At 63.1% G+C, this 25,043-nt stretch carries 27 protein-coding genes and 1 pseudogene; 19 read left to right on the forward strand and 9 right to left on the reverse strand.

Going from position 1 to position 25,043, the window contains the following annotated elements; translation table 11 throughout:
* Window positions 1-20 precede the first annotated feature (20 nt).
* Complete coding sequence (locus tag V8192_RS01240; protein ID WP_341631243.1) at window positions 21-2,819, reverse strand: M16 family metallopeptidase; 2,799 nt, start codon at window positions 2,817-2,819, stop codon at window positions 21-23.
* Between the two features lie 381 nt (window positions 2,820-3,200).
* Between V8192_RS01240 and V8192_RS01245 the strand changes: the two genes are divergently transcribed.
* The 8 genes and pseudogenes from V8192_RS01245 to V8192_RS01280 all read left to right on the forward strand — a co-directional run bounded on the left by V8192_RS01245 (window position 3,201) and on the right by V8192_RS01280 (window position 7,549).
* Window positions 3,201-3,836 carry a PEPxxWA-CTERM sorting domain-containing protein gene (locus V8192_RS01245; RefSeq protein ID WP_341631244.1) on the forward strand — a complete coding sequence of 212 codons (636 nt, stop codon included), beginning with the start codon at window positions 3,201-3,203 and terminating at the stop codon, window positions 3,834-3,836.
* Between the two features lie 715 nt (window positions 3,837-4,551).
* Window positions 4,552-4,659: pseudogene (locus V8192_RS14605) on the forward strand (PEPxxWA-CTERM sorting domain-containing protein); the annotation flags it as partial.
* Window positions 4,660-4,754: 95 nt separating this feature from the next.
* Entirely contained in the window at window positions 4,755-5,081 is a 327-nt protein-coding gene (locus V8192_RS01255; RefSeq protein WP_341631246.1) for a DOPA 4,5-dioxygenase family protein, read from the forward strand.
* 122 nt (window positions 5,082-5,203) lie between these two features.
* Window positions 5,204-5,503, forward strand: a complete 300-nt coding sequence (locus V8192_RS01260; RefSeq protein ID WP_341631247.1) for a hypothetical protein — start codon at window positions 5,204-5,206, stop codon at window positions 5,501-5,503.
* A 140-nt stretch (window positions 5,504-5,643) separates the two neighbouring features.
* Window positions 5,644-6,159, forward strand: a complete 516-nt coding sequence (locus V8192_RS01265; protein WP_341631248.1) for a DUF4142 domain-containing protein — start codon at window positions 5,644-5,646, stop codon at window positions 6,157-6,159.
* A 2-nt stretch (window positions 6,160-6,161) separates the two neighbouring features.
* A complete protein-coding gene (locus tag V8192_RS01270) occupies window positions 6,162-6,488 on the forward strand; it encodes a cupredoxin domain-containing protein (RefSeq protein ID WP_341631249.1) in 327 nt (108 codons plus the stop codon).
* A gap of 4 nt (window positions 6,489-6,492) precedes the next feature.
* A complete protein-coding gene (locus V8192_RS01275; RefSeq protein ID WP_341631250.1) occupies window positions 6,493-7,182 on the forward strand; it encodes an RNA polymerase sigma factor in 690 nt (229 codons plus the stop codon).
* 85 nt (window positions 7,183-7,267) lie between these two features.
* Window positions 7,268-7,549 (forward strand): DUF6894 family protein, encoded by a 282-nt coding sequence (locus tag V8192_RS01280; RefSeq protein WP_341631251.1) that lies wholly within the window; start codon window positions 7,268-7,270, stop codon window positions 7,547-7,549.
* Between the two features lie 54 nt (window positions 7,550-7,603).
* Here the strand turns inward: V8192_RS01280 and V8192_RS01285 are convergent, their stop codons facing one another.
* A complete protein-coding gene (locus V8192_RS01285) occupies window positions 7,604-8,362 on the reverse strand; it encodes a CsgG/HfaB family protein (RefSeq protein ID WP_341631252.1) in 759 nt (252 codons plus the stop codon).
* 135 nt (window positions 8,363-8,497) lie between these two features.
* On the opposite strand from V8192_RS01285, the gene lepA reads away from it, so the two are divergent.
* A complete protein-coding gene (gene lepA / locus V8192_RS01290) occupies window positions 8,498-10,297 on the forward strand; it encodes a translation elongation factor 4 (RefSeq protein ID WP_341631253.1) in 1,800 nt (599 codons plus the stop codon).
* A gap of 208 nt (window positions 10,298-10,505) precedes the next feature.
* Here lepA and mce read toward each other — a convergent pair whose 3' ends face one another.
* The 3 genes from mce to V8192_RS01305 are packed head-to-tail and all read right to left on the reverse strand — an operon-like array spanning window position 10,506 to window position 12,950.
* Window positions 10,506-10,919 (reverse strand): methylmalonyl-CoA epimerase, encoded by a 414-nt coding sequence (gene mce, locus V8192_RS01295; RefSeq protein WP_341631254.1) that lies wholly within the window; start codon window positions 10,917-10,919, stop codon window positions 10,506-10,508.
* Window positions 10,916-11,377, reverse strand: a complete 462-nt coding sequence (locus V8192_RS01300; protein ID WP_341631255.1) for an OsmC family protein — start codon at window positions 11,375-11,377, stop codon at window positions 10,916-10,918. Before V8192_RS01300 ends, mce begins: the two co-directional genes overlap by 4 nt.
* A 40-nt stretch (window positions 11,378-11,417) precedes the next feature.
* Window positions 11,418-12,950: an acyl-CoA carboxylase subunit beta gene (locus tag V8192_RS01305; protein WP_341631256.1), complete on the reverse strand. Its 1,533-nt coding sequence runs from the start codon at window positions 12,948-12,950 to the stop codon at window positions 11,418-11,420.
* A 306-nt stretch (window positions 12,951-13,256) separates the two neighbouring features.
* Between V8192_RS01305 and V8192_RS01310 the strand changes: the two genes are divergently transcribed.
* Genes V8192_RS01310 through V8192_RS01325 form a run of 4 tightly spaced genes read left to right on the forward strand, consistent with a single transcriptional unit; the run spans window position 13,257 to window position 17,213 of the window.
* Window positions 13,257-14,366 carry a glycosyltransferase gene (locus tag V8192_RS01310; RefSeq protein WP_341631257.1) on the forward strand — a complete coding sequence of 370 codons (1,110 nt, stop codon included), beginning with the start codon at window positions 13,257-13,259 and terminating at the stop codon, window positions 14,364-14,366.
* Window positions 14,363-15,538: a UDP-galactopyranose mutase gene (glf, locus tag V8192_RS01315; RefSeq protein WP_341631258.1), complete on the forward strand. Its 1,176-nt coding sequence runs from the start codon at window positions 14,363-14,365 to the stop codon at window positions 15,536-15,538. The genes V8192_RS01310 and glf overlap by 4 nt, the downstream gene beginning before the upstream one ends.
* A gap of 56 nt (window positions 15,539-15,594) precedes the next feature.
* Window positions 15,595-16,359 (forward strand): histidine phosphatase family protein, encoded by a 765-nt coding sequence (locus tag V8192_RS01320; protein ID WP_341631259.1) that lies wholly within the window; start codon window positions 15,595-15,597, stop codon window positions 16,357-16,359.
* Window positions 16,356-17,213, forward strand: a complete 858-nt coding sequence (locus V8192_RS01325; protein WP_341631260.1) for an NAD(P)H-hydrate dehydratase — start codon at window positions 16,356-16,358, stop codon at window positions 17,211-17,213. The genes V8192_RS01320 and V8192_RS01325 overlap by 4 nt, the downstream gene beginning before the upstream one ends.
* On the opposite strand, the gene pyk is transcribed toward V8192_RS01325, so the two are convergent.
* A complete protein-coding gene (gene pyk, locus V8192_RS01330) occupies window positions 17,199-18,671 on the reverse strand; it encodes a pyruvate kinase (protein ID WP_341631261.1) in 1,473 nt (490 codons plus the stop codon). The two genes, V8192_RS01325 and pyk, sit on opposite strands and share 15 nt — an antisense overlap.
* 101 nt (window positions 18,672-18,772) lie before the next feature.
* Between pyk and V8192_RS01335 the strand changes: the two genes are divergently transcribed.
* Genes V8192_RS01335 through ruvA form a run of 4 tightly spaced genes read left to right on the forward strand, consistent with a single transcriptional unit; the run spans window position 18,773 to window position 20,854 of the window.
* Window positions 18,773-19,015 carry a DUF2312 domain-containing protein gene (locus V8192_RS01335; protein WP_341631262.1) on the forward strand — a complete coding sequence of 81 codons (243 nt, stop codon included), beginning with the start codon at window positions 18,773-18,775 and terminating at the stop codon, window positions 19,013-19,015.
* A gap of 10 nt (window positions 19,016-19,025) precedes the next feature.
* The gene (locus V8192_RS01340) at window positions 19,026-19,769 is read left to right on the forward strand and encodes a YebC/PmpR family DNA-binding transcriptional regulator (protein ID WP_341631263.1); all 744 of its coding nucleotides are present in this window, start codon (window positions 19,026-19,028) and stop codon (window positions 19,767-19,769) included.
* Window positions 19,766-20,251 (forward strand): crossover junction endodeoxyribonuclease RuvC, encoded by a 486-nt coding sequence (ruvC, locus tag V8192_RS01345; RefSeq protein ID WP_341632278.1) that lies wholly within the window; start codon window positions 19,766-19,768, stop codon window positions 20,249-20,251. Before V8192_RS01340 ends, ruvC begins: the two co-directional genes overlap by 4 nt.
* Before the next feature lie 12 nt (window positions 20,252-20,263).
* On the forward strand, window positions 20,264-20,854 hold the full coding sequence (gene ruvA / locus V8192_RS01350) for a Holliday junction branch migration protein RuvA (protein WP_341631264.1): 591 nt from the start codon (window positions 20,264-20,266) through the stop codon (window positions 20,852-20,854).
* Between the two features lie 36 nt (window positions 20,855-20,890).
* On the opposite strand, the gene V8192_RS01355 is transcribed toward ruvA, so the two are convergent.
* The gene (locus V8192_RS01355; protein WP_341631265.1) at window positions 20,891-22,009 is read right to left on the reverse strand and encodes a dipeptidase; all 1,119 of its coding nucleotides are present in this window, start codon (window positions 22,007-22,009) and stop codon (window positions 20,891-20,893) included.
* A gap of 189 nt (window positions 22,010-22,198) precedes the next feature.
* Between V8192_RS01355 and ruvB the strand changes: the two genes are divergently transcribed.
* Window positions 22,199-23,242: a Holliday junction branch migration DNA helicase RuvB gene (ruvB, locus tag V8192_RS01360; protein WP_341631266.1), complete on the forward strand. Its 1,044-nt coding sequence runs from the start codon at window positions 22,199-22,201 to the stop codon at window positions 23,240-23,242.
* Window positions 23,242-24,384, forward strand: a complete 1,143-nt coding sequence (locus V8192_RS01365; RefSeq protein WP_341631267.1) for a DUF3089 domain-containing protein — start codon at window positions 23,242-23,244, stop codon at window positions 24,382-24,384. Before ruvB ends, V8192_RS01365 begins: the two co-directional genes overlap by 1 nt.
* Here the strand turns inward: V8192_RS01365 and V8192_RS01370 are convergent.
* On the reverse strand, window positions 24,371-24,580 hold the full coding sequence (locus tag V8192_RS01370) for a helix-turn-helix transcriptional regulator (protein WP_341631268.1): 210 nt from the start codon (window positions 24,578-24,580) through the stop codon (window positions 24,371-24,373). The genes V8192_RS01365 and V8192_RS01370 overlap by 14 nt on opposite strands.
* Window positions 24,573-25,016: a hypothetical protein gene (locus V8192_RS01375; RefSeq protein WP_341631269.1), complete on the reverse strand. Its 444-nt coding sequence runs from the start codon at window positions 25,014-25,016 to the stop codon at window positions 24,573-24,575. Before V8192_RS01375 ends, V8192_RS01370 begins: the two co-directional genes overlap by 8 nt.
* Window positions 25,017-25,043 lie beyond the last annotated feature (27 nt).

Below are 25,043 nucleotides of genomic sequence, written 5' to 3' on the forward strand. Positions count from 1 at the left end.
AGTTCCCACAGTCGAAGAGCCTATGGCGCCTCGACCACCTCGATCGGCATTCCTAGCCTCTCGAGCTGCGGCCGGACCTTGGCTGCATCACCCACCACGATCCAGGTGAAGGCTTTCGGATCCAGCGCCGCGCGCGCCGCCCGATCAAGGCTGGCGGTGGTCTGCGCCCGGTATTCGGGCGCAAGCGTCTCGTAATAATTGTCGGGCCGACCGAGCATGTCGTTGTTCATCATGGCTCCAAGGACGGCGCCAGAAGTCTCGAATTCGCCCGGCAGCTGGTTGATGTTCTTGGTGACCACGCGGTCGCGCTCCTCCTGGGTGACGCCCTTCGTCGTCACGAACTCGGTGATCTGGCGGTTGAGTTCGACGAGCGACTCCCCCGTCCGGTCGGCCTGCACCGGTGCGGAAACGACATAGGGAACCGCGTGAAGCATGAGGCTTTCATCGCCGCTCACTCCGTAGGACCAGCCCTTGTCCTCGCGCAGATCCATGTTGAGGCGCGCAAGGAAGTCGCCGCCAAGCGCATCGTTCGCAGCGTCGAACGGGATGATATCGCCCCTTGGGTCGAGCGGAAGCAGCTCGCCGCCGACGATGCTCGATTGCGGTGCACCGGGCCGGTTGACGAGAAGCATGCGCGGGGACCCGGGGCGCGGGGGCAATGACGGGAACGCCTTGGTGCCCTTCGGGCCTGCGGGCGCTGTCCAATTACCGAAATGCGCCTCGATCAACGGCTGGAGTTCGGCGAGCGGGCGATCGGACACGATGAAGAGCTTGGCATTATCCGGCCTCAGCCAGCGCTTTTCGAAGGCAAGCATGTCGGCCCGCGAGAATTTCGCAATCGCTTTGGGATCGCCGCCGGCTGGTGCGCCGTAGGGATGGGCCGGTCCGTAGAGGACCACCGGCAGCAGCCTTCGGGCGACCCGGGTCGGATCCTTTTGCGTCTGCGCAATCGCGGTCAGCAACTGCGTCCGGATCCGCTCGACATCTGCGGGGCGGAATGCCGCATCCTTTACTACCGCGGTCATGAGGTCGAGCGAGGGCGCTAGGTTGGGCGAAAGGGCGTTGAGCGTGACGTAGGAACGATCGGAGCCGTTTGAGCTGTTAACGTCTGCGCCGAGCCGCTCCTCGGTTTCCGCGACTTCCTGCGAGCTCAGGGTCGAGGTGCCTTCATCGAGAAGGTCCATGGTCATCGCCGCAAGCCCGCGCCCATCGGCGGGGTCGGTCGCGCTCCCCGCGTCGAACGCCAGAGCGACCTGTGTGATCGGGACCCCTTGGCGCTGGACGTAGTCGACGGGGAGGCCGTTCGAGAGCTTCGTATGGGTAATGGTGGGGAAATCGAGAGCGGCGAGCTGGCCCACGGGCGGCACCTCGCGCTCGCCCTTGAGCGCACCCTTGCTCTTGTCCGCGCCTGGCTTCGGCGGCTCGACCGATTTTGCTTCCTGATAGTTCGGCCGATCCCCGGGCGAGAGCGTGATCTTGAGGGCCGGCCGCGTCAGCCAATGCTGCATCGCCGCGCGAACCGCAGCGGGAGTGATAGATGCATAGGCAGTGAGCGTCCTTTTGTAGAAATCGCTGTCATGGGCGTAGGTCGCGCCTTCGGCGAGCGTCTGACCCTTGCCGCCGAACCCGCCGACCTGTTCGAGGCCCCTGATGCGGTTGGATACCTCGCTCATCACAGCACGCTGGACCTCGTCCGCGGTTGGCCCCTTCGCAATATAATCGGCAAGGATCTCGTCGAGCCGATTTGAAACCCTGGCGGGATCCACCCCTGGCTTCACATAGGCCGTTACGTTGAAGATGCCTGCGCGCTCGAGCGGGGTCATTTGCGCGACAACGGCAACGGCAAGCTGCTCATCGCGCACCAGGATCTTGTCGAGACGCGAACTTGCAAGGCCGCCCAGGATCGAGCCGCCGATGTCCAGGGCCGCGAGCTGACGATCGAGAACGCCGGGGACGGCCCAGTAACGTTGGAGCTGGACCGTCGCGACATGGTCCTGCATCGCGATCGATTTGGGTCGCGGAAGTGAGGGCACGCTCGCCATCGCCGGATGATTGACCGGCCCTGCCGGGATCGGTCCGAAATATTTCTGTGCGAGGCGCCGAACCTCAGCGGGCTTCACGTCGCCAGCGACGACCAGAACCGCGTTGTTGGGACCGTATTTGTCCCGGAACCATTGCTTGACGTCGCCAAGTCTCGCCGCGTCGAGATCGGCCATCGAACCGATCACCGTGTGGTGATAGGGATGGCTGCCCGGGAACAGGTTCTCGAACAGCGCATATTGAACCAGCCCGCCGGGACGGCTGTCGCCCTGCCGCTTCTCGTTCTGCACCACCCCGCGCTGGTTATCGAGCACGCCTTGCGTCACCGCGCCAAGCAGGTGACCCATGCGGTCGCTTTCCATGAAAATTGCGCGTTCGACCGCACCTGCCGGTACCGTCTCGAAATAATTGGTGCGGTCCTGCGCGGTGGTGCCGTTGTAGTCGGTCGCCCCGACCTGCTGCAGATAGGTGAAATAGTCGCCCGGCAGGTTCTCGCTGCCATTGAACATCAGATGCTCGAAGAGATGCGCAAAGCCCGTCTTGCCCCGCGGCTCGTCCTTTGATCCGACATTGTACCAGACGGTCACTGCCGCAACGGGCGCCTTGTGGTCCTCGTGGACGATGACCGTAAGACCATTCTTGAGGCGAAAGGTCGTGTGCGGGATCGAAACCTGACTGACCAGCTGGGGCAGGGGAACGGGCTGCGCCGATGCAGCGAGGGCGGGCGAGGCGAGCATCGTCGCAGATGCGAGCAGGACAAGGCTGCGGGTCATGCGCATCAGTCTGAATTCTCCGGCGATTTTTACGTGGCGAGCGCACGCGACCTTAGCGGGGGCGCATGGCAACGCAACGGCGTCGGTCGTGCGAGACCGGTCTTTCGGCGCCTGGATCCATCGAACAGCGACCGACCACAGGGCCTTCAGAAACCCTGACCTTCACCTTCGATTCCAGGAACGGGTTTTACGGTCGCGGTTAACGACTTGTCTCGGTTTGGGACATTTCTTCTCTAATATCCTCAGTTTCCGAGGGAAATGTGCTGGTTCATCAGTGGGTGACGCAAACCCGCAAGCAAAAAAACAATTAACAACCCGGAACGTTTATGTTTTAACGCGCAGTTAACAGCCTCACCGATTCGGGGGCAGCGTAAGGGAGGTCGCTTTATGCGTAAGATAGTTCTTTCATTGGTTGCGGGCGCGGCAATGGCCGCTGCTTCAGCAGCGAACGCAACGTCCTTCGTCGGAGGATCGCAGGGCTGTTTCGTGGTGCCGGGACCCGGCACCTGCGTCGCTGGATCCACAGCGACGGACAATGGACTCACCTATACAGGTGGCACCGCGACCTTTTCACAGAACACTGACGCGTCAGGGTTCGCCGCAATCGGCGGTCCAACCAACAATTTCGGCACGATCACTCTCGCGCCGAGCGCACACAGCTACACCGGAGATCTTTTCAACCTGCTGGTGACTTTCACTCAGCCCGCGGGTTCCGGCACGGGAACGTTCATGGCGAACCTCCTGGGCTCGCTGACGTCCTTTGGCACGGGCGGGGTCCAAATCACCTTCAACAATCCCGATGTGAGCGTCACTTCCCCGTCTGGGCCGTTCACCCTCCATGTGAACAACGTCTCCTTCAGCGGCAGCCCGCTCCTGGGCGATACGGTTCTGAGGCAGGATATCAGTGGTTACGTCCAGGCAGTTCCTGAGCCCGGCACCTGGGCGCTAATGCTGCTTGGCTTCGGCGGGATTGGCCTTGCCATGCGCCGCCGCCGCCGGCCGGTGCTCGCGCAAGTCGCGTAAGACCCGACGGGCTTTAAAATTAGGGCGGTCCGGATCCACTCCGGGCCGCCCTTTTCTTATCGCGTCAGATGTCTTCAGACGCCTCGTGGGGGAAATTGCTTAGTAAGATTAAATGGCGGGTAATTGCGGAACCCAAAGGTTAACGACCCGTTAAGCGGCGGCAGATCGAATTTAATCGGAGGTCGTCATGCGTAGACTAATAATTATGGCTCTGGGGGGGGCGGCACTAGCCACGACCTCCGTTGCAAATGCCACGTCCTTCGTCGGAGGATCGCAAGGCTGTTTCGTGGTGCCGGGACCCGGCACCTGTGTCGCTGGATCCACAGCGACCGACAATGGACTCACCTATACAGGTGGCGCCGCGACCTTCGCACAGAACACTGACGCGTCAGGGTTCGCCGCAATCGGCGGTCCAACCAACAATTTCGGCACGATCACTCTCGCGCCGAGCGCACACAGCTACACCGGAGATCTTTTCAACCTGCTGGTGACCTTCACTCAGCCCGCGGGTTCCGGCACGGGAACGTTCATGGCGAACCTCATGGGCTCGCTGACGTCCTTTGGCACGGGCGGAGTCCAAATCAGCTTCAACAATCCCAATGTGAGCGTCACTTCCCCGTCTGGGCCGTTCACCCTCCATGTGAACAACGTCTCCTTCAGCGGCAGCCCGCTCCAGGGCGATACGGTTCTGAGGCAGGATATCAGTGGTTACATCCAGGCAGTTCCTGAGCCAGGCACCTGGGCGCTAATGCTGCTTGGCTTCGGCGGGATCGGCCTTGCCATGCGCCGCCGTCGTCGGCCGGTGCTCGCGCAAGTCGCGTAACACGCAAGACGAACTTCGATTGGGGCGGCTCCGCATTGCGGAACCGCCCCTTTCTTTTATGGCGTCACCCCATGTTTCTATGAGCCAATAGCGCCATGACCGTTCGGAACTTTCATGCCCACATCTATTTCGACCGGGGCGAGGATGAACTCGCACGAGGCGTCGCGGAACGCGCCCGAGCGGCGTTTGGAGCTGCAGTCGGCAGCTTCCACGAGCGGCCTGTCGGCCCGCATCCCCGCGGAAGCTGCCAGTTGACGCTGTCCTCTGAGGAGTTTGGCAGGTTTGCGACGTGGGCGTCGCTCAATCGGGGCGATTTGACGATCTTTGCCCATGCCAACACCGGCGATGATCTTGCCGATCACACGAGGCACGTCGTGTGGTTCGGACCGAGCGAGACACTCAAACTCTCGATCTTTCGCTGACTTCGCGCCCCGCCTGCGCGGAAGCGCAGTTCGCCGCATCCTCGTGAACGAGATGCAGCGCGCACGCGTTGCGCGCTCGAAGGCGCGGACTTTCCCGTTCGTCCGCGCAGGAGGTTCAAACCATGTCGAAAACCCTGATCATCCTTGCCGCGGGTGCGGCAACGCTCATGGCGTCTCCGGCGGCGGCCCGTCATCACCGGCACCACCATCGCTATTACAGCTATTCCTACAGCTATTCGCCCTACCGTTACGCTAGCTACGGTTACCGGGCCTATAGTTATCCGGGCTACGCCTACCGGGCATATGGCTACAGCTATCCTTCCTATGGATATGCCTATCCCTCGTACGCCTATTCACCCTACGCCTATAGCTACAATCCCTATGCCTATTCATCCTACGGATACCGCATTCGCTGGCGCTGATCTCAAGGCAAAGGACTGATGGGAGGCCGGCGCGCAACCGCGCCGGCCTTTTTGCACCCGCGGGAACCTTGCCCAAGCTCGCGGCATCCAATCGGCCAGGCACCCATCCTTGGGCGCCTTGAACCCCGAGGGGAAAGCCGATGAAACTGACGATTGCAATGCTCTCCGCAGCCGCGCTGGTCGCGCCTGCCTCGGCTGGGGCCGCTGCCCCGACCGACCCGCAGATCGCCCATATTGCCTATACGGCGGGCAGCATCGACATAGCCGCCGGCAAGCAGGCGCTTGCGAGGGCCCACGACAGGAAGGTGCGCGATTTCGCCAAGGAAATGGTCCGTGACCACCAGGCCGTGAACACCAAGGCGCTTGCGCTCGTGAAGAAATTGCACGTGACGCCGCTGGACAATCCGACCAGCCAGGGCCTCACAAAGGCCGCTGCGGCCGAAAGCGCCAAGCTTGCAAAACTCAAGGGCCGCGCCTTCGATCGCGAGTATATCAATAATGAGGTCGCCTACCACAAGACGGTCAACCAGGCCCTCGAGGGTACCCTAATTCCCTCGGCCAAGAACGCCGAGCTCAAGTCGCTCCTCGAAACCGGCCTGACCTTGTTCCGCGAGCACCAGGCACACGCCGAACAGGTCGCGAAAGCAATGAAATGAAGGTGCACCCGCCACACCCGGCGCTCGCCGCCCTGTGTGGCGGCGTCCTGCTATTCGCCGCTTCCGCTGCAGCAGCCACGCCCAAGACCTACACCATCGTCATCGAAAAGATGAACTTTGGCCCGGTCCCAACCCAGCTGCACAAGGGCGACACGCTCGTCTGGGCGAACCACGACTTCCTCCGGCACAGTGCTACGGCGTCGAACCACGCCTTCGACGTCGACCTGCCGGCGGGTGTCAGCAAGAAGATGCTACTGACGAAAAGCGGAACGTTTGCGTTCCTGTGCCGCTATCATCCCGGCATGCGGGGGACTCTTGTGATCAGGTGAGGAAATGAGCGTCCACGTCCACACTTCGCCCGATTATGCCGCTCTTGGCGATGCCGAGCTCGCGCGCCGCTGCGTGGCGCGCGAACGCGATGCGATCAGCCATGTTGTTGCAGCCAACAATCAGCGTCTCTTTCGAACCGCCTGGAGCATTCTCAAGAACCGGTCGGAGGCGGAGGAAGCGGTCCAGTCGGCCTATCTTCAGGCCTTTGCGGCGATGGGATCATTCGAAGGCCGCTCAGCCCTCTCGACCTGGCTCACGCGGATCGTGATCAACGAGGCGCTCGGCCGACGCCGTTCCGATGAGCGTCGCCGCCGGCAGCTGGAAGAAAAGGGCATCGCGGTGATGGATACCTATCGCGACACGCTGATGCGCGGATCACAGGCCGAGGCCCCGGACGTCGCCGTCGCCCGCCAGGAGATCAGGGGGCTATTGGAGAAGGCCGTCGCGGCTCTCCCCGACAATTTCCGGACCGTGTTCGTCCTGCGCGACATCGAAGGCCTCAGCGTCGAGGAGACCGCACAGGTCCTGGGGACCCCGGAAGCGACGGTGAAAACCCGGCTGTTCCGGGCGAGACGACGGATGCAGGAGATCCTGGCCCCGGAGCTCGGCAACGCGCTGAGCGGCACGTTTCCCTTCGCGGGTGCGGACTGCGCGGCATTGACGCGCCGGGTACTGGCCGCACTCGGTCTCTAGCTTCGGCGCTGCGGCGACCGACCGTCCGGCTCCTCGATCAGGATTATTTCTGCAGCCGCTGGCTTGCGGCGAAGTGTCGGGCTAAATGTCGTCCACCCGACTCACCGTGCCCAGATTCTTTTTCCACGTCGAAGGTAGCCCGGACAATCTGGGCCTCGAACTTCCATCAATCGCCCAGGCGAAGTGCGAGGCGGCTCGCTATGCCGGTCACCTCCTGTGCGATGCTGCAGACAGCTTCTGGGCGACCGCCGAATTCAACATGCAGGTCGCCAACGAGACCGGCCTGGTCCTGTTCACGATCACCATCAGCGGGACGGACGCTCCCGCCATCCGTCATGAGCCGGTGATCGAGATCAAGCCCGCATGAAAGAAAGGCGCCCCTGCGGTGGCAGGAGCGCCAATCGGTCGACAAGCCTTGAATTCAGCGGGCGGGCGCAGCCGCCGAGACGCCGCCAAGCTGCGTGACGAGCTTCTTGTAGGCATCAAGATAAGCCAGCACGATGACCTGGCCAATCTCGGTATTCTGGTAGCCGTAGCCCCCGGCCGCCGCGAAGCCGCCCCACCAGCCCGCGCCGCCGCCTGCACCCCAGCTGACATCAGTCTTGCGGGCATAGCCTTCGGTCAAAGCCTCTTCCTCGGTCGTGCGGGCATTCACCAGCGAGAGGGTGACGTTCGCCTCTCCCTTCTTGACGTTGATGCCGCCCGCGAGTGCGCCGACAGCTCCGCCCCAGCCGCCAAAGTGGCCAAGCAGCCCACCAATCGCTGCTCCGGCCCCGCCGCCGCCGCTATTCTTGTTGGTGCTGACGATGTCGGGCTGAAGGAAATAGTCTGCGGCCTTGACCTGGCCCGCACCCATGCGGCTGCCGCGCTGGAGCTCGCCCTGGTCGGCAAGCGCTCGTTCCATTGCGCGGCTCTGCATCGCACGATCCCGGTTGACCATGCTGAAGCAGCCCGATTGCTGCACGAACACCTTGATGATGGCCTCGGGACTGCCAAGGTTGAGCTCGCGCCACCATTCCTTGTCCGGCGGGACGATCGCGAGGGTACCGATGCGGTGAGTGCAGACGGGGATTTGCGCCTCGCCCCGCTCCTGATCCTTGCGTCCCGAGCTCGGATCCGCAAACGCTGCAGTCGACAGGCATGCCAGCGCCGCGCCGGCCAAAAGTACAATCCTGGTCATCGAAAAGGCCCCCTTCGAATGATGCTTGCCGTTTAACAGGGATTTACCCGAGTCGGAAGGCGCGGCCTGCAGCTGTTCCGATGAATTTCTGCGCTTGCTGACAGCGTGACGCGGCCCTGCTAGCGCCGCGCGCAAATGCAGAAAATCGACCGGATCCGCAATTTCTCGATCATCGCCCATATCGACCACGGCAAATCCACTCTTGCCGACCGGCTGATCCAGGCGACGGGGGGACTGAGCGCGAGGGAAATGACCTCCCAGGTGCTCGACAACATGGACATCGAACGCGAGCGCGGGATCACCATCAAGGCCCAGACGGTGCGGCTCGAATGGCAGGGCTATGAACTGAACCTCATGGATACGCCCGGCCACGTCGACTTCGCCTACGAGGTATCCCGCAGTCTAGCGGCATGCGAGGGCGCGCTCCTCGTCGTCGATGCTGCACAGGGGGTCGAAGCGCAGACGCTCGCAAACGTCTACCAGTCGATCGAGCATGACCACGAGATCATTCCGGTCATCAACAAGATCGACCTGCCGGCTGCGGATCCCGAGGGAGTCCGCCAGGAGATCGAGGAGATCATCGGTCTCGACGCATCGGACGCCGTCCTTGCCAGTGCCAAGACCGGCATCGGCATCGAGGACGTGCTCAACGCCATCGTCGCCAAGATCCCGCCTCCCAAGGGCGATGCGGCCGCTCCGCTCAAGGCCATGCTCGTCGACAGCTGGTACGACCCCTATCTCGGCGTCGTCATTCTCGTGCGGGTCATCGACGGCTGTCTGAAGAAGGGCATGCAGATCAAGTTCATGCAGGCCGGCACTGCCCATCTCGTCGACCGCGTCGGCGCGTTTCGCCCCAAGATCGAGCAACTTGGCGAGCTGGGGGCCGGGGAGATCGGCTTCATTACTGCCCAGATCAAGGAAGTTGCCGAGACCCGCGTCGGTGACACGATCACCGATGCGAAGAAGCCTGCGGCCGAACCCCTTGCCGGCTTCAAGGAAGTCCAGCCGGTCGTCTTCTGCGGACTCTTCCCGGTGGACGCCAACGACTTCGAGAAGCTTCGGGACAGCCTTTACAAGCTGCGGCTCAATGATGCGTCTTTCAGCTTCGAGATGGAAACCAGCGCTGCCCTGGGCTTCGGCTTCCGCTGCGGCTTTCTTGGATTATTGCACCTGGAGATCATCCAGGAGCGCCTCACCCGCGAGTACGACCTTGATCTCATCACCACGGCACCAAGCGTGGTCTACCAGGTACGGCTGCGTGACGGCGAGGTCCGCGACATCCACAATCCCGCCGACTGGCCCGACGCCAGCCTCATCGAGGCGGTCGAGGAACCCTGGATCGACGCGACTATCTACGTCCCTGACTCCTATCTGGGGGCGGTGCTCAAGCTCTGCCAGGATCGGCGCGGCATCCAGAAGGACCTGACCTATGTCGGCACCGGCAGCCATGCCCGGGCGATGCTTCGATACGAGCTTCCGCTCAACGAGGTCGTGTTCGACTTCTATGACCGGCTGAAGTCGATCAGTCGTGGATATGCAAGCTTCGACTACCATCAGGTCGGCCACCGCGAGGGCGACCTCGTCAAAATGAGCATCCTCGTCAATGGCGAACCGGTGGATGCGCTCTCGATGATCGTCCACCGTGCCAATGCCGACGCGCGCGGCCGCGGCATGTGCGAACGCCTCAAGGACCTCATTCCGCGGCACCTTTTCAAGATCCCGATCCAGGCGGCGATCGGCGGCAAGATCATTGCTCGGGAAACGATTGCCGCACTCCGCAAGGACGTCACTGCCAAATGCTACGGCGGGGACGCGACGCGCAAGCGCAAGCTTCTGGAAAAGCAGAAGGAAGGCAAGAAAAGAATGCGGGAATACGGGTCGGTATCTATCCCGCAGGAAGCCTTCATCGCGGCCTTGAGGATGGGCGAGGAATAGCGCTCTGATTCGACTCGATCATTAATTTCATTTAACGAAATTGCCGAGGTCGAGACTCCCTTCGTTCGGCTGAAGGATTGTTAAGCCTCGCTCGGAGCGGCTCGGCAGTGGGGCAACCTGTCGGGCCGCTTTTTCCGCCTGATGGGCGCTCTCGTCGCTCCTCGATCCGTCGCTGTTGCCGGCCGTTCTCAATGCCTCTCCTGCACGGCTAGCGCCCGGGCGTTTCCATGATTTCCGTCAGCACCCCGCCCATGTCCTTGGGGTGGATGAAAAAGACAAGCGTCCCGTGAGCCCCGATCCGGGGTTCCCCGAGAATTCTCGCGCCCTTGGCTTCGAATTCGGCCTTGGCCTCATGAATATCGGCAACCTCGAAACAGACGTGGTGCTGCCCGCCCAGAGGGTTCTTCTCGAGGAACTTCCTGATGGGCGAGCCCTCGCCCAAGGGTTCGATCAGCTCGATCTGGCTGTTGGGCGTGTCGACGAAGCAGACGCGAACACCCTGCGCCGGCAGGTCGAACGGCAGGCCGTGCGGCTCGGCGCCGAACATGGAGCGATAGACCTCAAGGCTCTTTTCGATCGAGGGCGTTGCAACGCCTACATGGTTGAGACGGCCCAGTTTCATGGTTCGACTGTCACTTTCGTGTTCACAGAGTTCGCAATGAAGCAATCTTCATGGGAGCGATGATGGAGACGGGCGATCTCTGCCTCGCTGGGCCGAAGGTCTTCGGCCCACTCGACATTCGGGCGCAGGGTGACACTCGTCACTGCAATCTTATTGTCCGGCCGCTTCTCCATAATCCCTGTCGCTTCATCGCTGTAGCTGTCGACCACGAAGCCGTCGCGGCGCGCATAGTCGATGAAGAAAAGCATGTGGCAGGACGAGATGGCGGCGATGAAGGCTTCCTCTGGATCGACCCCGGCTGCGTCCGCTGTTCCCGGCGGCACATTGTCGGGACTGGCGCTTGCCCGAACGACCGCACCGCCGTCGAATGCCCAGCTGTGGGCCCTGCTGTAGCGGCCCCGCGAAAAATCTTCGCCAGGGCTGCGGGCCCACCGGACAGTGGCCGTATGGCGGCTCATGCAAGAGAATTCCGCCGGAAGCATCGGGGGCAGTGCTCGATCACAGCGGAATGTTGTCGTGCTTCTTCCACGGATTTTGCAGTTCCTTGTTCCTGAGCTTGCGCAGTCCCATCGCGACCCGCCGACGGGTGGAATGCGGCATGATCACCTCGTCGATGAAGCCCTTGCTCGCGGCAACGAAGGGATTGGCAAAGCGCTCTTCATATTCCCGCGTCCGTTCGGCGATCTTGGCGGGATCGCCGATGTCCTTGCGAAAGATAATTTCCACCGCACCTTTCGCGCCCATGACGGCGATTTCGGCCGTCGGCCACGCATAGTTGAGATCGCCGCGCAAATGCTTCGAGGCCATGACGTCGTAAGCGCCGCCATAGGCCTTGCGCGTGATGACCGTGATCTTGGGAACCGTCGCCTCGGCGTAGGCGAAGAGGAGCTTGGCGCCGTGCTTGATGATCCCGTGGTGCTCCTGTCCGACGCCGGGAAGGAAGCCCGGAACATCGACGAATGTCAGGATCGGGATGTCGAAGGCGTCGCAAAAGCGGACGAAGCGGGCACCCTTCTTGGCGCTGTTGATGTCGAGGACGCCGGCAAGCACCATCGGCTGGTTGGCGACGACGCCCACGGTGCGCCCCTCGATCCGGATGAAGCCGACGATGATATTCGCGGCATGGGCCGGCTGAAGTTCGAAGAAGTCGCCCTCGTCCGCGACCTTCCGGATGAGCTCATGCATGTCATAGGGCGTGGCGGCGCTGGGCGGGATCAGCGTATCGAGGCTGTCATCGAGCCGGTCGATCGGGTCCTCGCACGGGCGCTCGGGCACCTCGTGCCGGTTCGAGAGAGGCAGGAAGTCCACAAAGTCCCTGGTCGCCAGCAGCGCATCGATGTCGTTCTCGAACGCGACGTCGGCTACGCCCGACTTGGTCGTGTGGGTGACGGCCCCGCCAAGTTCTTCCTGGGTCACGACTTCGTTGGTGACCGTCTTCACGACATCCGGGCCCGTCACGAACATGTAGGACGAATCCTTCACCATGAAAATGAAGTCGGTCATGGCGGGCGAATAGACAGCGCCTCCCGCACATGGTCCCATGATCAGGCTCACCTGCGGGATCACCCCCGAGGCGAGGACATTGCGCTGGAACACCTCGGCATAGCCGGCAAGGCTCGCGACGCCCTCCTGGATGCGCGCGCCGCCGGAATCGTTGAGACCGATGACGGGAGCTCCGACCTTCATGGCCATGTCCATGACCTTGCAGATCTTCTGCGCATGGCGCTCGGAAAGAGAGCCGCCGAACACCGTGAAATCCTGTGCGAAGACATAGACCAGCCGGCCGTTGACCGTGCCCGAACCGGTGACGACACCGTCCCCGGGAACCTGCTGCTGATCCATTCCGAAATCGACCGCATTATGCTCGACGAACATGTCGTATTCTTCGAAACTGCCGGGATCGAGCAGCACGGATAACCGCTCCCGGGCTGTCAGCCGGCCCTTCGAATGCTGCGCTGCAATACGCTTTTCGCCCCCCCCGAGTCGCGCCAGCTCGCGTCTCTTTTCGAGCTCCTCGATCGTCGTTGCCAACGCTTTTCCTCCTTGCAGCAGCGGCTGCTGCCCTGCCTTTTACCCCTTCCACGGGTCTTTCATCGGGTCAATCGGGCGGACTGGCGCTTGCTGCAGTGCAACATGGCCTGAATCGTATTAACATCGATCAACGTTGCGGAACCGCAATGCCCGTCGACCCGTTCATCCTACGTTATCAAAAACACGGAGGTACAACGCAAAATGCTGACTCGCGTCGGGGTGCCAGTTGAGTCTCGAGCCGAGCCCTCGGCGCCGGACCCAGAACCTGTAACTTTGATTTGCTTTTCGCACCTGCGGTGGAATTTCGTGTTCCAGCGGCCGCAGCATCTCATGAGCCGCTTCGCGCGCGAGATGGACGTCGTCTTCTGGGAAGAGCCTGTGGAAATTGCAGCCAACGAGACGGCATATCTCCAGGTTCGCGAGGCCCCTGAAGCGTCGAACGTCCGCATCGCCGTTCCGCACCTTCCCCAGGGCATGCCTGAGGACGCACGCGAGGCCGCGCTGATGCGTCTCCTCGACGCGCACATCGCGTCGGTCCGGGGTGCGCTGATCTCCTGGTATTATACGCCGATGATGTTGCCCTTCTCCCGGCACATCGAGGCTGACGTGACAGTCTTCGACGCGATGGACGAACTCAGCAAGTTCAAGTTCGCGCCGGTCAAATTGCTCGATCTGGAACAGGAACTGATCGACCGTGCGGATGTGCTCTTCACCGGAGGATCCAGCCTGTACGAGGCGAAGAAGGACCGGCACGACAACGTGCATTGCTTCCCATCCTCGGTCGACCGCTGCCATTTCCTCAAGGCACGCTCCCGGCAGTTCGAGCCCGCCGATCAGGAAGACCTGCCCAAGCCGCGGTTCGGCTTCTACGGGGTCATCGACGAGAGGTTCGATACTGACCTTCTCGACAAGATCGCGCAGATGCGTCCCGATTGGACCTTCGTGATGGTCGGTCCGGTCGTGAAGATCTCTTCCGAGGACCTGCCCAAGCGGCACAACATCCATTATCTCGGCGGCAAGACCTATGACCAGCTGCCGGCCTACCTGTCCGGGTGGGACGTGGCGCTCATGCCGTTCGCGATGAATGAATCGACGCAGTTCATCTCGCCGACGAAGACGCCGGAATATCTTGCGGGCGGTGTGCCTGTCGTATCGACCCCGATCAAGGACGTCGTGCGCCACTATGGTCAGCTGGAAGGCGTGAAAATTGCCGCCACTCCCGAAGAGTTCGTCGCCGCCTGCGAGCAAGCGCTCGAGCTTTCGCGCAATCCCGAAGGTGGCTGGCTCGGCGAGGCGGACCTGATGCTGTCGGCAACCAGCTGGGACACGACTCAGGCCCGGATGGCCGGCCTCATACGCGACCTTCTTGGGACCCGCGTCGGGAGCAACGCCGCGATCCTGGTGGCGGCAGAATGAACGCGCCTTTCCGCGCCTCGAAGCGTCGCTACGATTACCTGGTCGTCGGGGCCGGCTTTGCGGGGTCCGTCCTCGCCGAGCGGCTCGCAAGCCAGCACGGAGCGCGGATCCTGCTGGTCGACAGGCGGCCCCACGTCGGCGGCAACGCCTACGACGAGCCGAATGAAGCCGGAATTCTCTACCACAAATATGGTCCGCACATTTTCCACACGAACAGTGAGCAGGTGGTCGATTACCTCTCGCAGTTCACGAGCTGGCGGCCCTACGAGCACCGCGTGCGCGCTTACGTGCGCGGACAGCTCGTCCCGATCCCGATCAACCGTACGACGCTGAACCTCCTGTTCGACGCCAACCTCGAGACCGACGAGGACGCCGCCGCTTATCTCGCGGCTCGCGCGGAACCCGTGGACGAGATCACGACTTCGCAAGACGTCGTGGTCAATGCGGTCGGCCGGGAACTCTACGAGCTCTTCTTCCGCGGCTACACACGCAAGCAATGGGGCCTCGATCCCAGCGATCTCGACAAGCAGGTGACGTCGCGAATTCCAACGCGGACGAATACCGACGACCGGTATTTCGCAGACACCTTCCAGGCGATGCCGCTTGAGGGCTACACGAAGATGTTCGAGCGGATGCTCGACCACCCGCTGATCGACAAGCGGCTCGGCACCGATTTTCGTGATCTCAAGGAAGAGGCGGACGGACTTGCCGATCACATCATCTACACGGGGCCGATCGACGAATATTTCGACTTCCGTTTCGGCAGGCTGCCGTACCGGTCGCTGAAGTTTGACCACCAGACGCTGGAGCAGGAGCAGTTCCAGCCGGTTGCGGTGGTCAACTATCCGTCGGAAGATGTCCCGTTCACCCGGATCAGCGAATACAAGCACCTGACGGGCCAGCAATCGCCCGTTACGACGGTGACGTACGAATATCCCTCGGCCGAAGGCGATCCCTACTATCCGATCCCGCGCCCCGAGAACCAGGAGCTCTTCAAGCGCTATGAGGCGCTTGCTGATGCAACGGACGACGTCACCTTCGTCGGGCGCCTCGCGACCTACCGCTATTACAACATGGACCAGATCGTCGGACAGGCGCTTGCGACCTTCCGGCGCCTTGACCAGAGGAAGCAGGGTCAGGAGCTCGGAGAGACTGCAGTCGCAGCGGAATAGCGGGTTCGGCACAATCCTGATGCTCATGCTTTAAGCGCGTCAGGAGGACATTGCTGATGCGTCAGAACTGGCCTGAAAGGCTGTGGCTCGTCCGGCACGGGCAGAGCCAGGGTAATGTCGCGCGCGACGCTGCTGACGAATCCGGCGCGCACGAAATCGACATCGACCTGCGGGATGTCGACGTGCCTCTTTCCGCCCTTGGCACCAGCCAGGCAGAAGCAACGGGGCGCTGGTTCGCGGCTCTCCCGCGCGAGGAGAGACCGGAGATCATTCTCTCCTCGCCCTATGTCCGCGCAAAGCAGACGGCCGAGATCATCTGCAGGGAGGGCGCCCTTGCCGGCGGTGCGACGCGGACGATCGTCGACGAGCGCCTGCGCGAGCGCGAGTTCGGGATTTTCGACCGGCTGACCGCGATCGGAATCCGCGAACGATTCCCGGAGGAAGCAGCTCATCGCCGACGGCTTGGGAAATTCTATCACCGCCCGCCCGGCGGCGAGAGCTGGGCCGACGTGATCCTGCGGCTGCGGTCCATGCTCAACACCATCAACCTTCACTATTGCGACAAGCGGGTGCTGATCGTGTGTCACCAGGTGGTGGTGCTCTGCTTTCGTTATATCCTCGAAGAACTCGACGAGGAGACGATCCTCTCCATCGACAAGCAGGCCGAGGTCCTCAATTGCGGCATCGCGGTCTACGAATTTCAGCCCGATGCCAGGGGTTCGTGCGTTCCTGCACTCGAGATCTGGAATTACGGTGCTCCACTCGAGGCAGAAGGGGCGCCAAAGACGTCCGCGCCGGATGCCATGGCAGGCACGAGGTGAGGCCGGTAGCGCTGGATAGCGCGGCTCTTCAGAAACATCCGCTGCCGCCCGTCATCGACGGCGACAAGGAAACCAAGGGGCGCATCCTCATCATTGCCGGCAGCAGGCAGGTGCCGGGCGCCGCGTTGCTCTGTGCAACTGCGGCCATGCGGGCAGGCGCGGGCAAGCTGCGGATTGCCACCATCGAGAGCGCCGCGCTCCAGACTGGTCTCGCCATGCCCGAGGCGATGGTGACCGGTATGGCGGAGGACGCCAGGGGCGGCTTTGCAGTCGCCGCTTCAAGACCGCTTGGAGAGCAGGCAGCAACGGTCGACGCGGTGGTCGCCGGCCCCGGTATGGCGGAGGGCCCAGCTTGTGCGGAGATCGCGGCCGCACTTCTGGAGGCAAACAGCGCCATCGCGCTCGATGCAGCACTGCTTCACGCGCTTCGAGCGCCGGTCACGCAGCGGCCTAGCCTGCCGGTACTCCTGCCACATTCGGGCGAGCTTGCCTCCCTCCTCGGCTGCGATGAGAAAGAAATCGACAAGGACCCCCTGGGCTGTGGCGCGCGCGCCGCCAAACTCTATCGGTCGGTCGTCCTGGTGAAAGGTGTCGACAGCCATGTCGTCACTCCCGCCGGCGATGCCTGGTGCTACAAGGGGGGCTCTCCCGGGCTCGGCGTATCCGGCAGTGGCGACGTGCTCGCTGGCATTGTGGGAGGGCTGCTCGCACGCGGGGCCGACCCGCTTTGCGCACTCCTTTGGGCGGTCTGGCTGCACGGCGAGGCGGGCGCGGCGCTCGAGAGGAAAGTCGGTCCGATCGGCTTCCTCGCCCGGCAGATCGCCGGGGAGATCCCCGCGCTACTGCCCCGCTGAATTCTTGTGATAGCGTTCGAGCTCGTCCCCGATCAGGCGGACGACGTGCAGGACGTTCGTGGAGCCGGCCGTGCCAAAGGGGATGCCGGCCATCAGGACGATCCGGTCGCCGCCCTTCGCAATCTGGTGCCGAAGAGCCATGCGTTTGCCCTTTTCGACCATTTCCTCGAAACTTCCCACGTCGCGCGAATGAATCGCGTGCACACCCCACAACAGGCCCATCCTGCGCGCCGTGTGCTGCGACGGGCTCATTGCGAGCAGCGGCACCGGCGGTCTCTCACGCGCAATCCGGCGCGCTGTCGCGCCCGAACTGGTGTAGCAGACCATCGCCGTCGCCGAGACCGTCTGGGCGATTTGCCGCGCCGAGCCGGCCAGCGCGTCGGCAGTCGTGGGCTCGAGCCGCGTCTGGGTGAAATGCACTCGCGCCTGATAAGAGGGATCGCGTTCGGCGCTCGTTGCAATACGGTCCATCATGGCGACGGATTCGCACGGATATTGGCCGGTCGCGCTCTCGGCCGACAGCATCACGGCGTCCGCGCCGTCGTAGATGGCCGTTGCAACGTCGCTGACCTCGGCGCGGGTCGGTGTCGGCGAGGTTACCATCGATTCGAGCATCTGCGTCGCGACGACCACCGGCTTTCCAAACTGCCGCGCGCACGCGACGATCTTGTTCTGGAGGGGTGGAACCTGTTCGGGGGGCAGCTCGACGCCAAGGTCGCCGCGCGCGACCATCACCGCATCGGCAAGCGCGATGATGTCGTTCAGCCGATCGATCGCCGCGGGCTTCTCGATCTTGGCAAGGAGCGCAGCGCGGTCACCGATGAGCGTCCGCGCCTCGGCGACGTCCTCGGGCCGCTGGACAAAGGACAAGGCGATCCAGTCGGCCCGCTGCTCGAGGGCGAATTGCAGGTCGTCGCGATCCTTGTCAGTCAGCGCCGGGATCGGGATGACCATGTCCGGGACGTTGACGCCCTTGTTGTCCGATACCGTCCCGCCGACCTTGACCTCACTGACGATCTGCCCGTCGTCCGCCTCGAGAACGTTGAGACGCACCTTGCCGTCGTCGATCAGGATATTCGTGCCGGGCCGGACAGATTCGAACAATTCCGCGTGGGGCAGCTGCACCCTGCCGCTGTTCCCTGCCTCGTCGCTCCGGTCGAAGATGAATCTCTTGCCCTTTTCGAGCAGGGTTCGGCCCCCTTCGAAATGGCCGACGCGCAACTTTGGGCCCTGAAGGTCGAAGAGGATCGTCGTGGGCCGGTGGAATTCCTTTTCGAGCGCCCTGATCGCGCTCACGAGCTTGGCTTTCTGCTTCTGATCGCCGTGGCTCATGTTGATGCGGAAGGCATCCGCGCCGACGAGCATGAGCTTGCGGATCGTCTTGGCATCACTCGACGCTGGGCCGAGCGTCGCGAGTATCTTTACCTTGCGCGCGCGAGGCGCGAGAGTTTCGGTCACTGGCACGTGTCCTTGATCGGGGCCTAGGCCTTAGCCGCTTGATATGACGGTTCAACCCGCTACAGCCCGGCGCAACCATTCAAATCAGTGGAGTAATGAAGATGGCGGAGGGCACCGTCGCGGCCGACCAGCTGCGGCTGTTCATCGAGCGGATCGAGCGACTCGAGGAAGAGAAGAAGGGAATCGCGGACGATATTCGCGACGTCTATGCCGAGGCCAAGGCCAACGGCTATGACACCAAAACCATGCGCGCGATCGTCCGCCTGAGAAAGATGGAGACCCACGCCCGTCAGGAAGCCGATGCGCTTCTGGAGACCTATCGCCAGGCGCTTGGATTGGAATAAGGGTTCCGCCATGGCCGGCCATAGCAAGTTCAAGAACATCATGTACCGCAAGGGAGCGCAGGATAAGAAGCGCTCTGCCCTCTTCTCCAAGCTCAGCCGCGAGATCACCGTCGCAGCCAAGATGGGCCTTCCCGATCCGGACGCAAACGCACGGCTCCGTGCCGCAATCATCGCCGCCCGGGCGCAGTCGATGCCCAAGGACAACATCCAGCGATCGATCGACAAGGCGGCTGGCTCGGACGCCGATAATTACGAGGAAATCCGCTACGAAGGCTTCGGTCCCGGCGGCGTCGCGATCATCGTCGAGGCCTTGAGCGACAATCGCAACCGGACCGCGACCAACGTCCGGACCATCTTCTCCAAGAACGGAGGCAACCTTGGCGCGGGCGGCAGCGTCAGCCACGGCTTCTCGAGGCTCGGACTGATCGAATATCCGGCCAGTGCCGGCGACGCCGACAAGGTGCTGGAAGCGGCGATCGAAGCCGGGGCGGAAGACGTCGAAAGCGACGAAGACGGCCATCGCATCTGGACCAGCATCGAAAGTCTGCACGAAGTCTCGCGCGCTCTCGAACCGATGCTCGGCGAAGGCGAGGGAGCAAAGCTCGCGTGGCGGCCTTCGACCGAGGTGGAGGTCCGCGGGGACGATGCGCAGCAGCTGATGAAGCTTATCGACGCGCTGGAAGAAGATGACGACGTCCAGACCGTCTGGGGCAACTACGACGTGCCGGAAGACGAACTGGAGCGTCTCGTCTGAGGATTCTCGGCCTCGATCCAGGCCTTGGCACCACTGGCTGGGGTCTCATCGAAGCGCAGGGCAATCGCCTCGTCCATGTCGCAAACGGCCAGATCAGCACCGACAGCAACGAACCGCTCGCGGTCCGGCTCGCGGCGCTTGCAAACCATCTCGAGGCGCTGATTGCCGACCAGGCCCCGGCAGCAGCAGCCGTCGAGGAAGTCTTCGTGAACCGAAACCCCCAGTCCACGCTGAAGCTCGGGCAGGCACGCGGCGTAGTCCTCATGTGCGCTGCACGAGCAGGATTGGAGATCGGCGAATATCCGCCGAGCCTCGTCAAGAAAGCGGTCGTCGGGACCGGCGGCGCCGAGAAGGCACAGGTCCACGCAATGGTGTCCCGGCTGCTTCCCGGCATCACCATCGCCGGCACCGATGCCGCCGACGCTCTCGCCGTCGCGATTACCCACGCCCATCATCTGGCGACGGCGCGGCGCATCGCCTAAGCCTTACTGCCGATGATTGCTCGTCTTTCGGGAATCCTTGCTGAAACCGCTAGCGACAGCGCGGTGATCGACGTCGCCGGCGTCGGCTATCTCGTGCACCTCAGCTCGAAGACCCTCGACAGCCTTGGCGCAGTTGGCGCAGAGGTGCTTCTTCTGACCGAGCTCCAGGTTCGCGAGGACGCGTGGACCCTTTTCGGCTTCGGCTCTGCCGCCGAGCGCGAGTCGTTCCGCGCCTTGACCTCGATCCAGGGCGTCGGCGGGCGGCTAGCACTGGCAATTCTCTCCGTTCTCTCCCCTGACGAACTTGCCCGCGCGGTTGCCAATGACGACAAGGGCATGATCGGCCGCGCAAACGGCGTTGGACCCAAGCTTGCGGCCCGCATCGCCAACGAGCTGCAGGGAAAACTGGGCGTCATCGGTGCAGGCGGTGTCGCGCCGCCGCCGCGGGGAGGGGCTGCGGCCGACGCTCTCTCGGCGCTTGCCAATCTTGGTTTCAGGCCGGCCGAAGCAAGCGCGGCGGTCAATGCCGCCCAGGACGAGCTCGGCGTTGGAGCCAGCCTCGATGCGCTTGTCCGCATGGCACTCAAGAAGGCAGCCAAGTAGCGAGACGCTGGACCGGTTGCGCCCCTTGCGCTGCGGCTAGCCCCAGACATCACTGTAGAGACGAAGCAGGTTCTGTCCGAGCAGCTTCTCGACGCGCCGCGTCGTCCAGCCGCGCCTGGCGAGGTCGTTCCCGAGCCGCTCGAGTTTGTCGATCGAATTATAATCGCGAACCAGCGGAAAGACGTCGGGACCTTCTCCGGGCGCCGCAATCCCGGCGGCGTGACGCTGCTCATAATCCTTGCGGGCATCGTCGATGGCCTTGGCGTCGAGGATGACCGGCAGCACGCCGCCATCGGTGCCGATCGAGACGTGGTCCTCGCCCGCGACCTTCGCGACGTGATCGATATGATCAAGAAGCATGGATCCGCTCGCATGCATGTCGGCTGCGAGATACGGCATGAAATAGACACCGACGACACCGCCCTTGGCAGCAACGGCGCGGATTGCCTCGTCGGAGACGTTGCGCGGATGGTCGGTGATCGCGCGCGCGCCTGTATGGCTGATGGTCAGCGGCCGCTCGGCGAAGTCGATCGCCTGCCCGATCGTGCGCGCACCTCCGTGCGAGAGGTCGAGCAGAAGCTTCTGGGATTCGATCCGCCGGATAGTGTCCCGGCCAAGGCTGCTGAGGCCCGAATTGCGGGGTTCAATCGATCCATCGCCGCTGAGGTTCGCAAGATTGTAGGTGAGCTGGACGCAGCGGATTCCGCCTTTCTTCATTTCGGCGAGACGGTCGAGTGCTGGCCCCACCATGGCCGTGTCCTGCGTACCAAGGATGATTCCGAGCTTCGCCTCTCGCTTGCAGTCCATGACGTCCGACGTCTGGGTGACGAGCTTCAGCCGATCGGGATTCGCCAGCAGCTGATTGTGATACTTGGCAAGGTTCCTGGTGAATTCTTCCCAGGCGTCGGCATGATTGCCGACCGGGAGCAGGGTATCCCTTACGGCCGTTATTCCCGTGGATCGAATCTCCGCCCAGGCGCGATCGGTCAGGCGAAGCTCGCCTCCAGCCCCGTAGGGGTCGCTGATGCCACCCAGGCCATCGATGATGGTGGAGCTTCCGTACCAGGAGCGCGACGCAGCAGTTCGGGCCATCGCACTGCCAGCGAGCGCCGTCGCGGCCATGCCTCCCAACATGGTTCGCCGATCGATGTGCATCCCAATCGCCTCCCTCGCCGCCATTGGTTAGCAGCGCGCTCAAGGTCGGCAAATTGCTCTTCTTCAGCGGCTGCTGATGACGAACCAGACCTGCGGCGAACAGGGTCGCCCGGTTCGAAACCGCGCTGCCGCGGCAATGCAGTGGCGGCGGCTGGATTGCTTCGCTACGCTCGCGCCGACGAATGAGCCATGGCCACTGACCCCGCCCGCATCACGACGCCCGAAAGGACGGCCGAAGACGCCGATGCGGCGTTGCGGCCCAAGAGCCTCGACGAGTTCATTGGCCAGCAGGCGGCGCGGGAGAACCTGCGTGTATTCGTCGCCGCCGCCAGGAGCCGCGGCGAAGCGCTCGACCATGTCCTCCTCCATGGCCCGCCGGGACTTGGCAAGACGACGCTCGCCGGCATCCTCGCACGCGAGATGGGCGTGGGATTTCGCGCGACATCAGGCCCCGTCATTGCAAAGTCGGGCGACCTCGCGGCGCTGCTCACCAACCTCGAGGACGGCGATGTCCTTTTCATCGACGAGATTCACCGGCTCAATCCCGCGGTCGAGGAAGTCCTCTATCCCGCGATGGAGGACCGCGCGCTCGACCTGATGATCGGCGAGGGCCCCTCGGCCCGTTCGGTTCGCATCGAACTGCCGCGTTTCACCCTCATCGGCGCAACGACGCGCCAGGGCTTGCTGACGACGCCGCTTCGCGACCGGTTCGGCATTCCCGTGCGGTTGAACTTCTACACGGTCGAGGAACTGGAACAGGTGGTGCGCCGGGCCGCCCGTCTGCTGGGCGCAGGCCTCAGCGGCGACGGCGCCCAGGAGATTGCACGGCGGTCGCGGGGGACGCCGCGCATCGCCGGCCGCCTGCTTCGCCGGGTGCGGGATTTTGCGCATGCGGCGGGGTCGGAGACGATCGATAAGGACCTGGCCGACAAGGCTCTCTCGAGGCTCGAGATCGATGCTCTCGGGCTGGACGCGATGGATCGCCGCTACCTCACGATGATCGCGGACCTCTACGGCGGCGGGCCGGTCGGGGTGGAAACGCTGGCAGCGGGCCTGTCGGAGCCTCGCGACACGCTCGAGGACGTTATCGAACCCTATCTTATTCAGCTTGGCCTCATCGCCCGGACGGCACGAGGACGCTGCCTCAACGGGCGCGGCTATGCTCATCTGGGACTGCCTGCACCCAAGGGAGGACAGGGCGGTTTGTTCGACCAGGGAGCTGCATCCGAATAATGCGTCATATCATTCTTGCCGCGGCTGCCTTGCTCGCAGCCCCGGCTCCCGCTCAAGCACAGCCCAACATTCCCCAGGCGCCCGACTATGCGAAGGATTCGACCTGGCTATGCCTTCCGGGCCGGCTCGACACCTGTTCGACACCCCTCGCAACGACCGCCCTTAATCCCAACGGTTACGGCTCAACCGGCAGGAGCAGCGTCGCGAAGAACCCGCCGATCGACTGCTTTTACGTCTATCCGACGGTTTCGCGGGACCAGGGCCTCAACAGCGATCTCAATGCTGGTCCGGACGAAAAAGACGCTGCGGAGGTGCAATTTGCACGTTTCGCCGGCGTGTGCCGGCCGTTTGCGCCCATCTACCGACAGATGACCGTCGGTGCGATCGTCGCCATGTCGACCGGAGCCGATATCAGTCGGGCAGCTGCCCTTGCCTATGGCGATGTCGCGGCCGCCTGGCACAATTATCTCGCGACCCGAAGCAAGGGACGCCCCTTCGTTCTTGTCGGGCACAGCCAGGGGAGTGCTCTTCTCCAGCAGCTCATTGCGCGCGAAATTGAAACCAACCCGGCACTCGCCGCCCGGATGCAGCTGGCGATCATTCCAGGATTCAACCTTCTGGTGCCCCAGGGGAAGCTCGTCGGCGGCACGTTCAAGAAGACGCCGCTCTGCAGCCGTCCGGGCGAAAATCACTGCGTGATCAGCTGGACGAGCTTCCGCGAAAAGAATGTCCCTCCGGACGGCGCAATGTTCGGAGTTGCGGATCAGGCGGGCATGACGGTCGCCTGTGTGAACCCCGCCAGGCCGGGCTCGGCAGGCTGGGTGCCGCTCGACAGCTATTGGTACGCTCGGTCTACCTATCCCGTCGCCGGCGGGCCAATCGTGTGGTCTACGCAGGGCCCTCCGCCGACGCCGTATCTCAGGACCGAAGGTCTCGTTTCGGCAAGGTGCGTCAATGAGGGGCAACGCGGTTACCTGTGGATCCGCACCAACGCTGATCCGAGGGACGCGCGGACCGACCGGATCGGCGGCGAGGTCGCGATCATGGGCATGTTCATTCCAGGATGGGGCATGCACCTCGCCGACATGAACGAAGCTCTGGGCGACCTCGTCCGCGAAGTGGGCGAAATCAGTCCTCGATAATCCTGAAGAGCTTGTCGACGGGCGTCTCAAGCGCCTCCGCGATCTTGAGCGCGGTGAGCGTTGAGGGAACAAAGATCCCGTTTTCGATGGTGTTGATGGTCTTTCGGCTGACGCCGACCCGCGCGGCCAGATCGGCCTGCGTCCAGCCGCGCGCATCGCGCTCCGCGCGAAGCGAGTTCGCGAGCCGCTCAGCCAAGCCCGTGGGCCCGCCGCTCGCGCACCGCAAAGCTGATCAGGGCCGATCCGACCCCCAAGGTCACGAGAATGTGGACGCCCTCGTTGAAGGTAAGAGGGTCGAAGATCGATTCGACGTAGAGCGCGAGGGCGGTGATGATTGTCACCCAGAATCCCAGGGCCTGGGACGCGAGCCTGTTCAGCCTGGATGTCTCATCGTTCAGCAGATCGCGCACCCTCCTTCCCCGCAGCAGGAACCCTCCGGTCGCAAGCAGCATCAGGATGAGGATAACGAGGATGAGCCAGGCACCGACGCGCGCATGGGAATCGCGCGTTGCCGGGGAGCTTGCGAAATAGAGGCTCTGCCCGCTGAAGAAGACAATCGCCAGAACAAAGAAGATGCGCGAACGCGCGCGTCCCATACGCTCGGCCTCTTCGACGTCATGAACATCGTGCATCGAACCCAACCCTCCGCTCGTGTAACT

It is taken from the genome of Sphingomonas agri (assembly GCF_038148795.1).
Classification (GTDB): Bacteria; Pseudomonadota; Alphaproteobacteria; order Sphingomonadales; family Sphingomonadaceae; genus Sphingomicrobium; species Sphingomicrobium agri.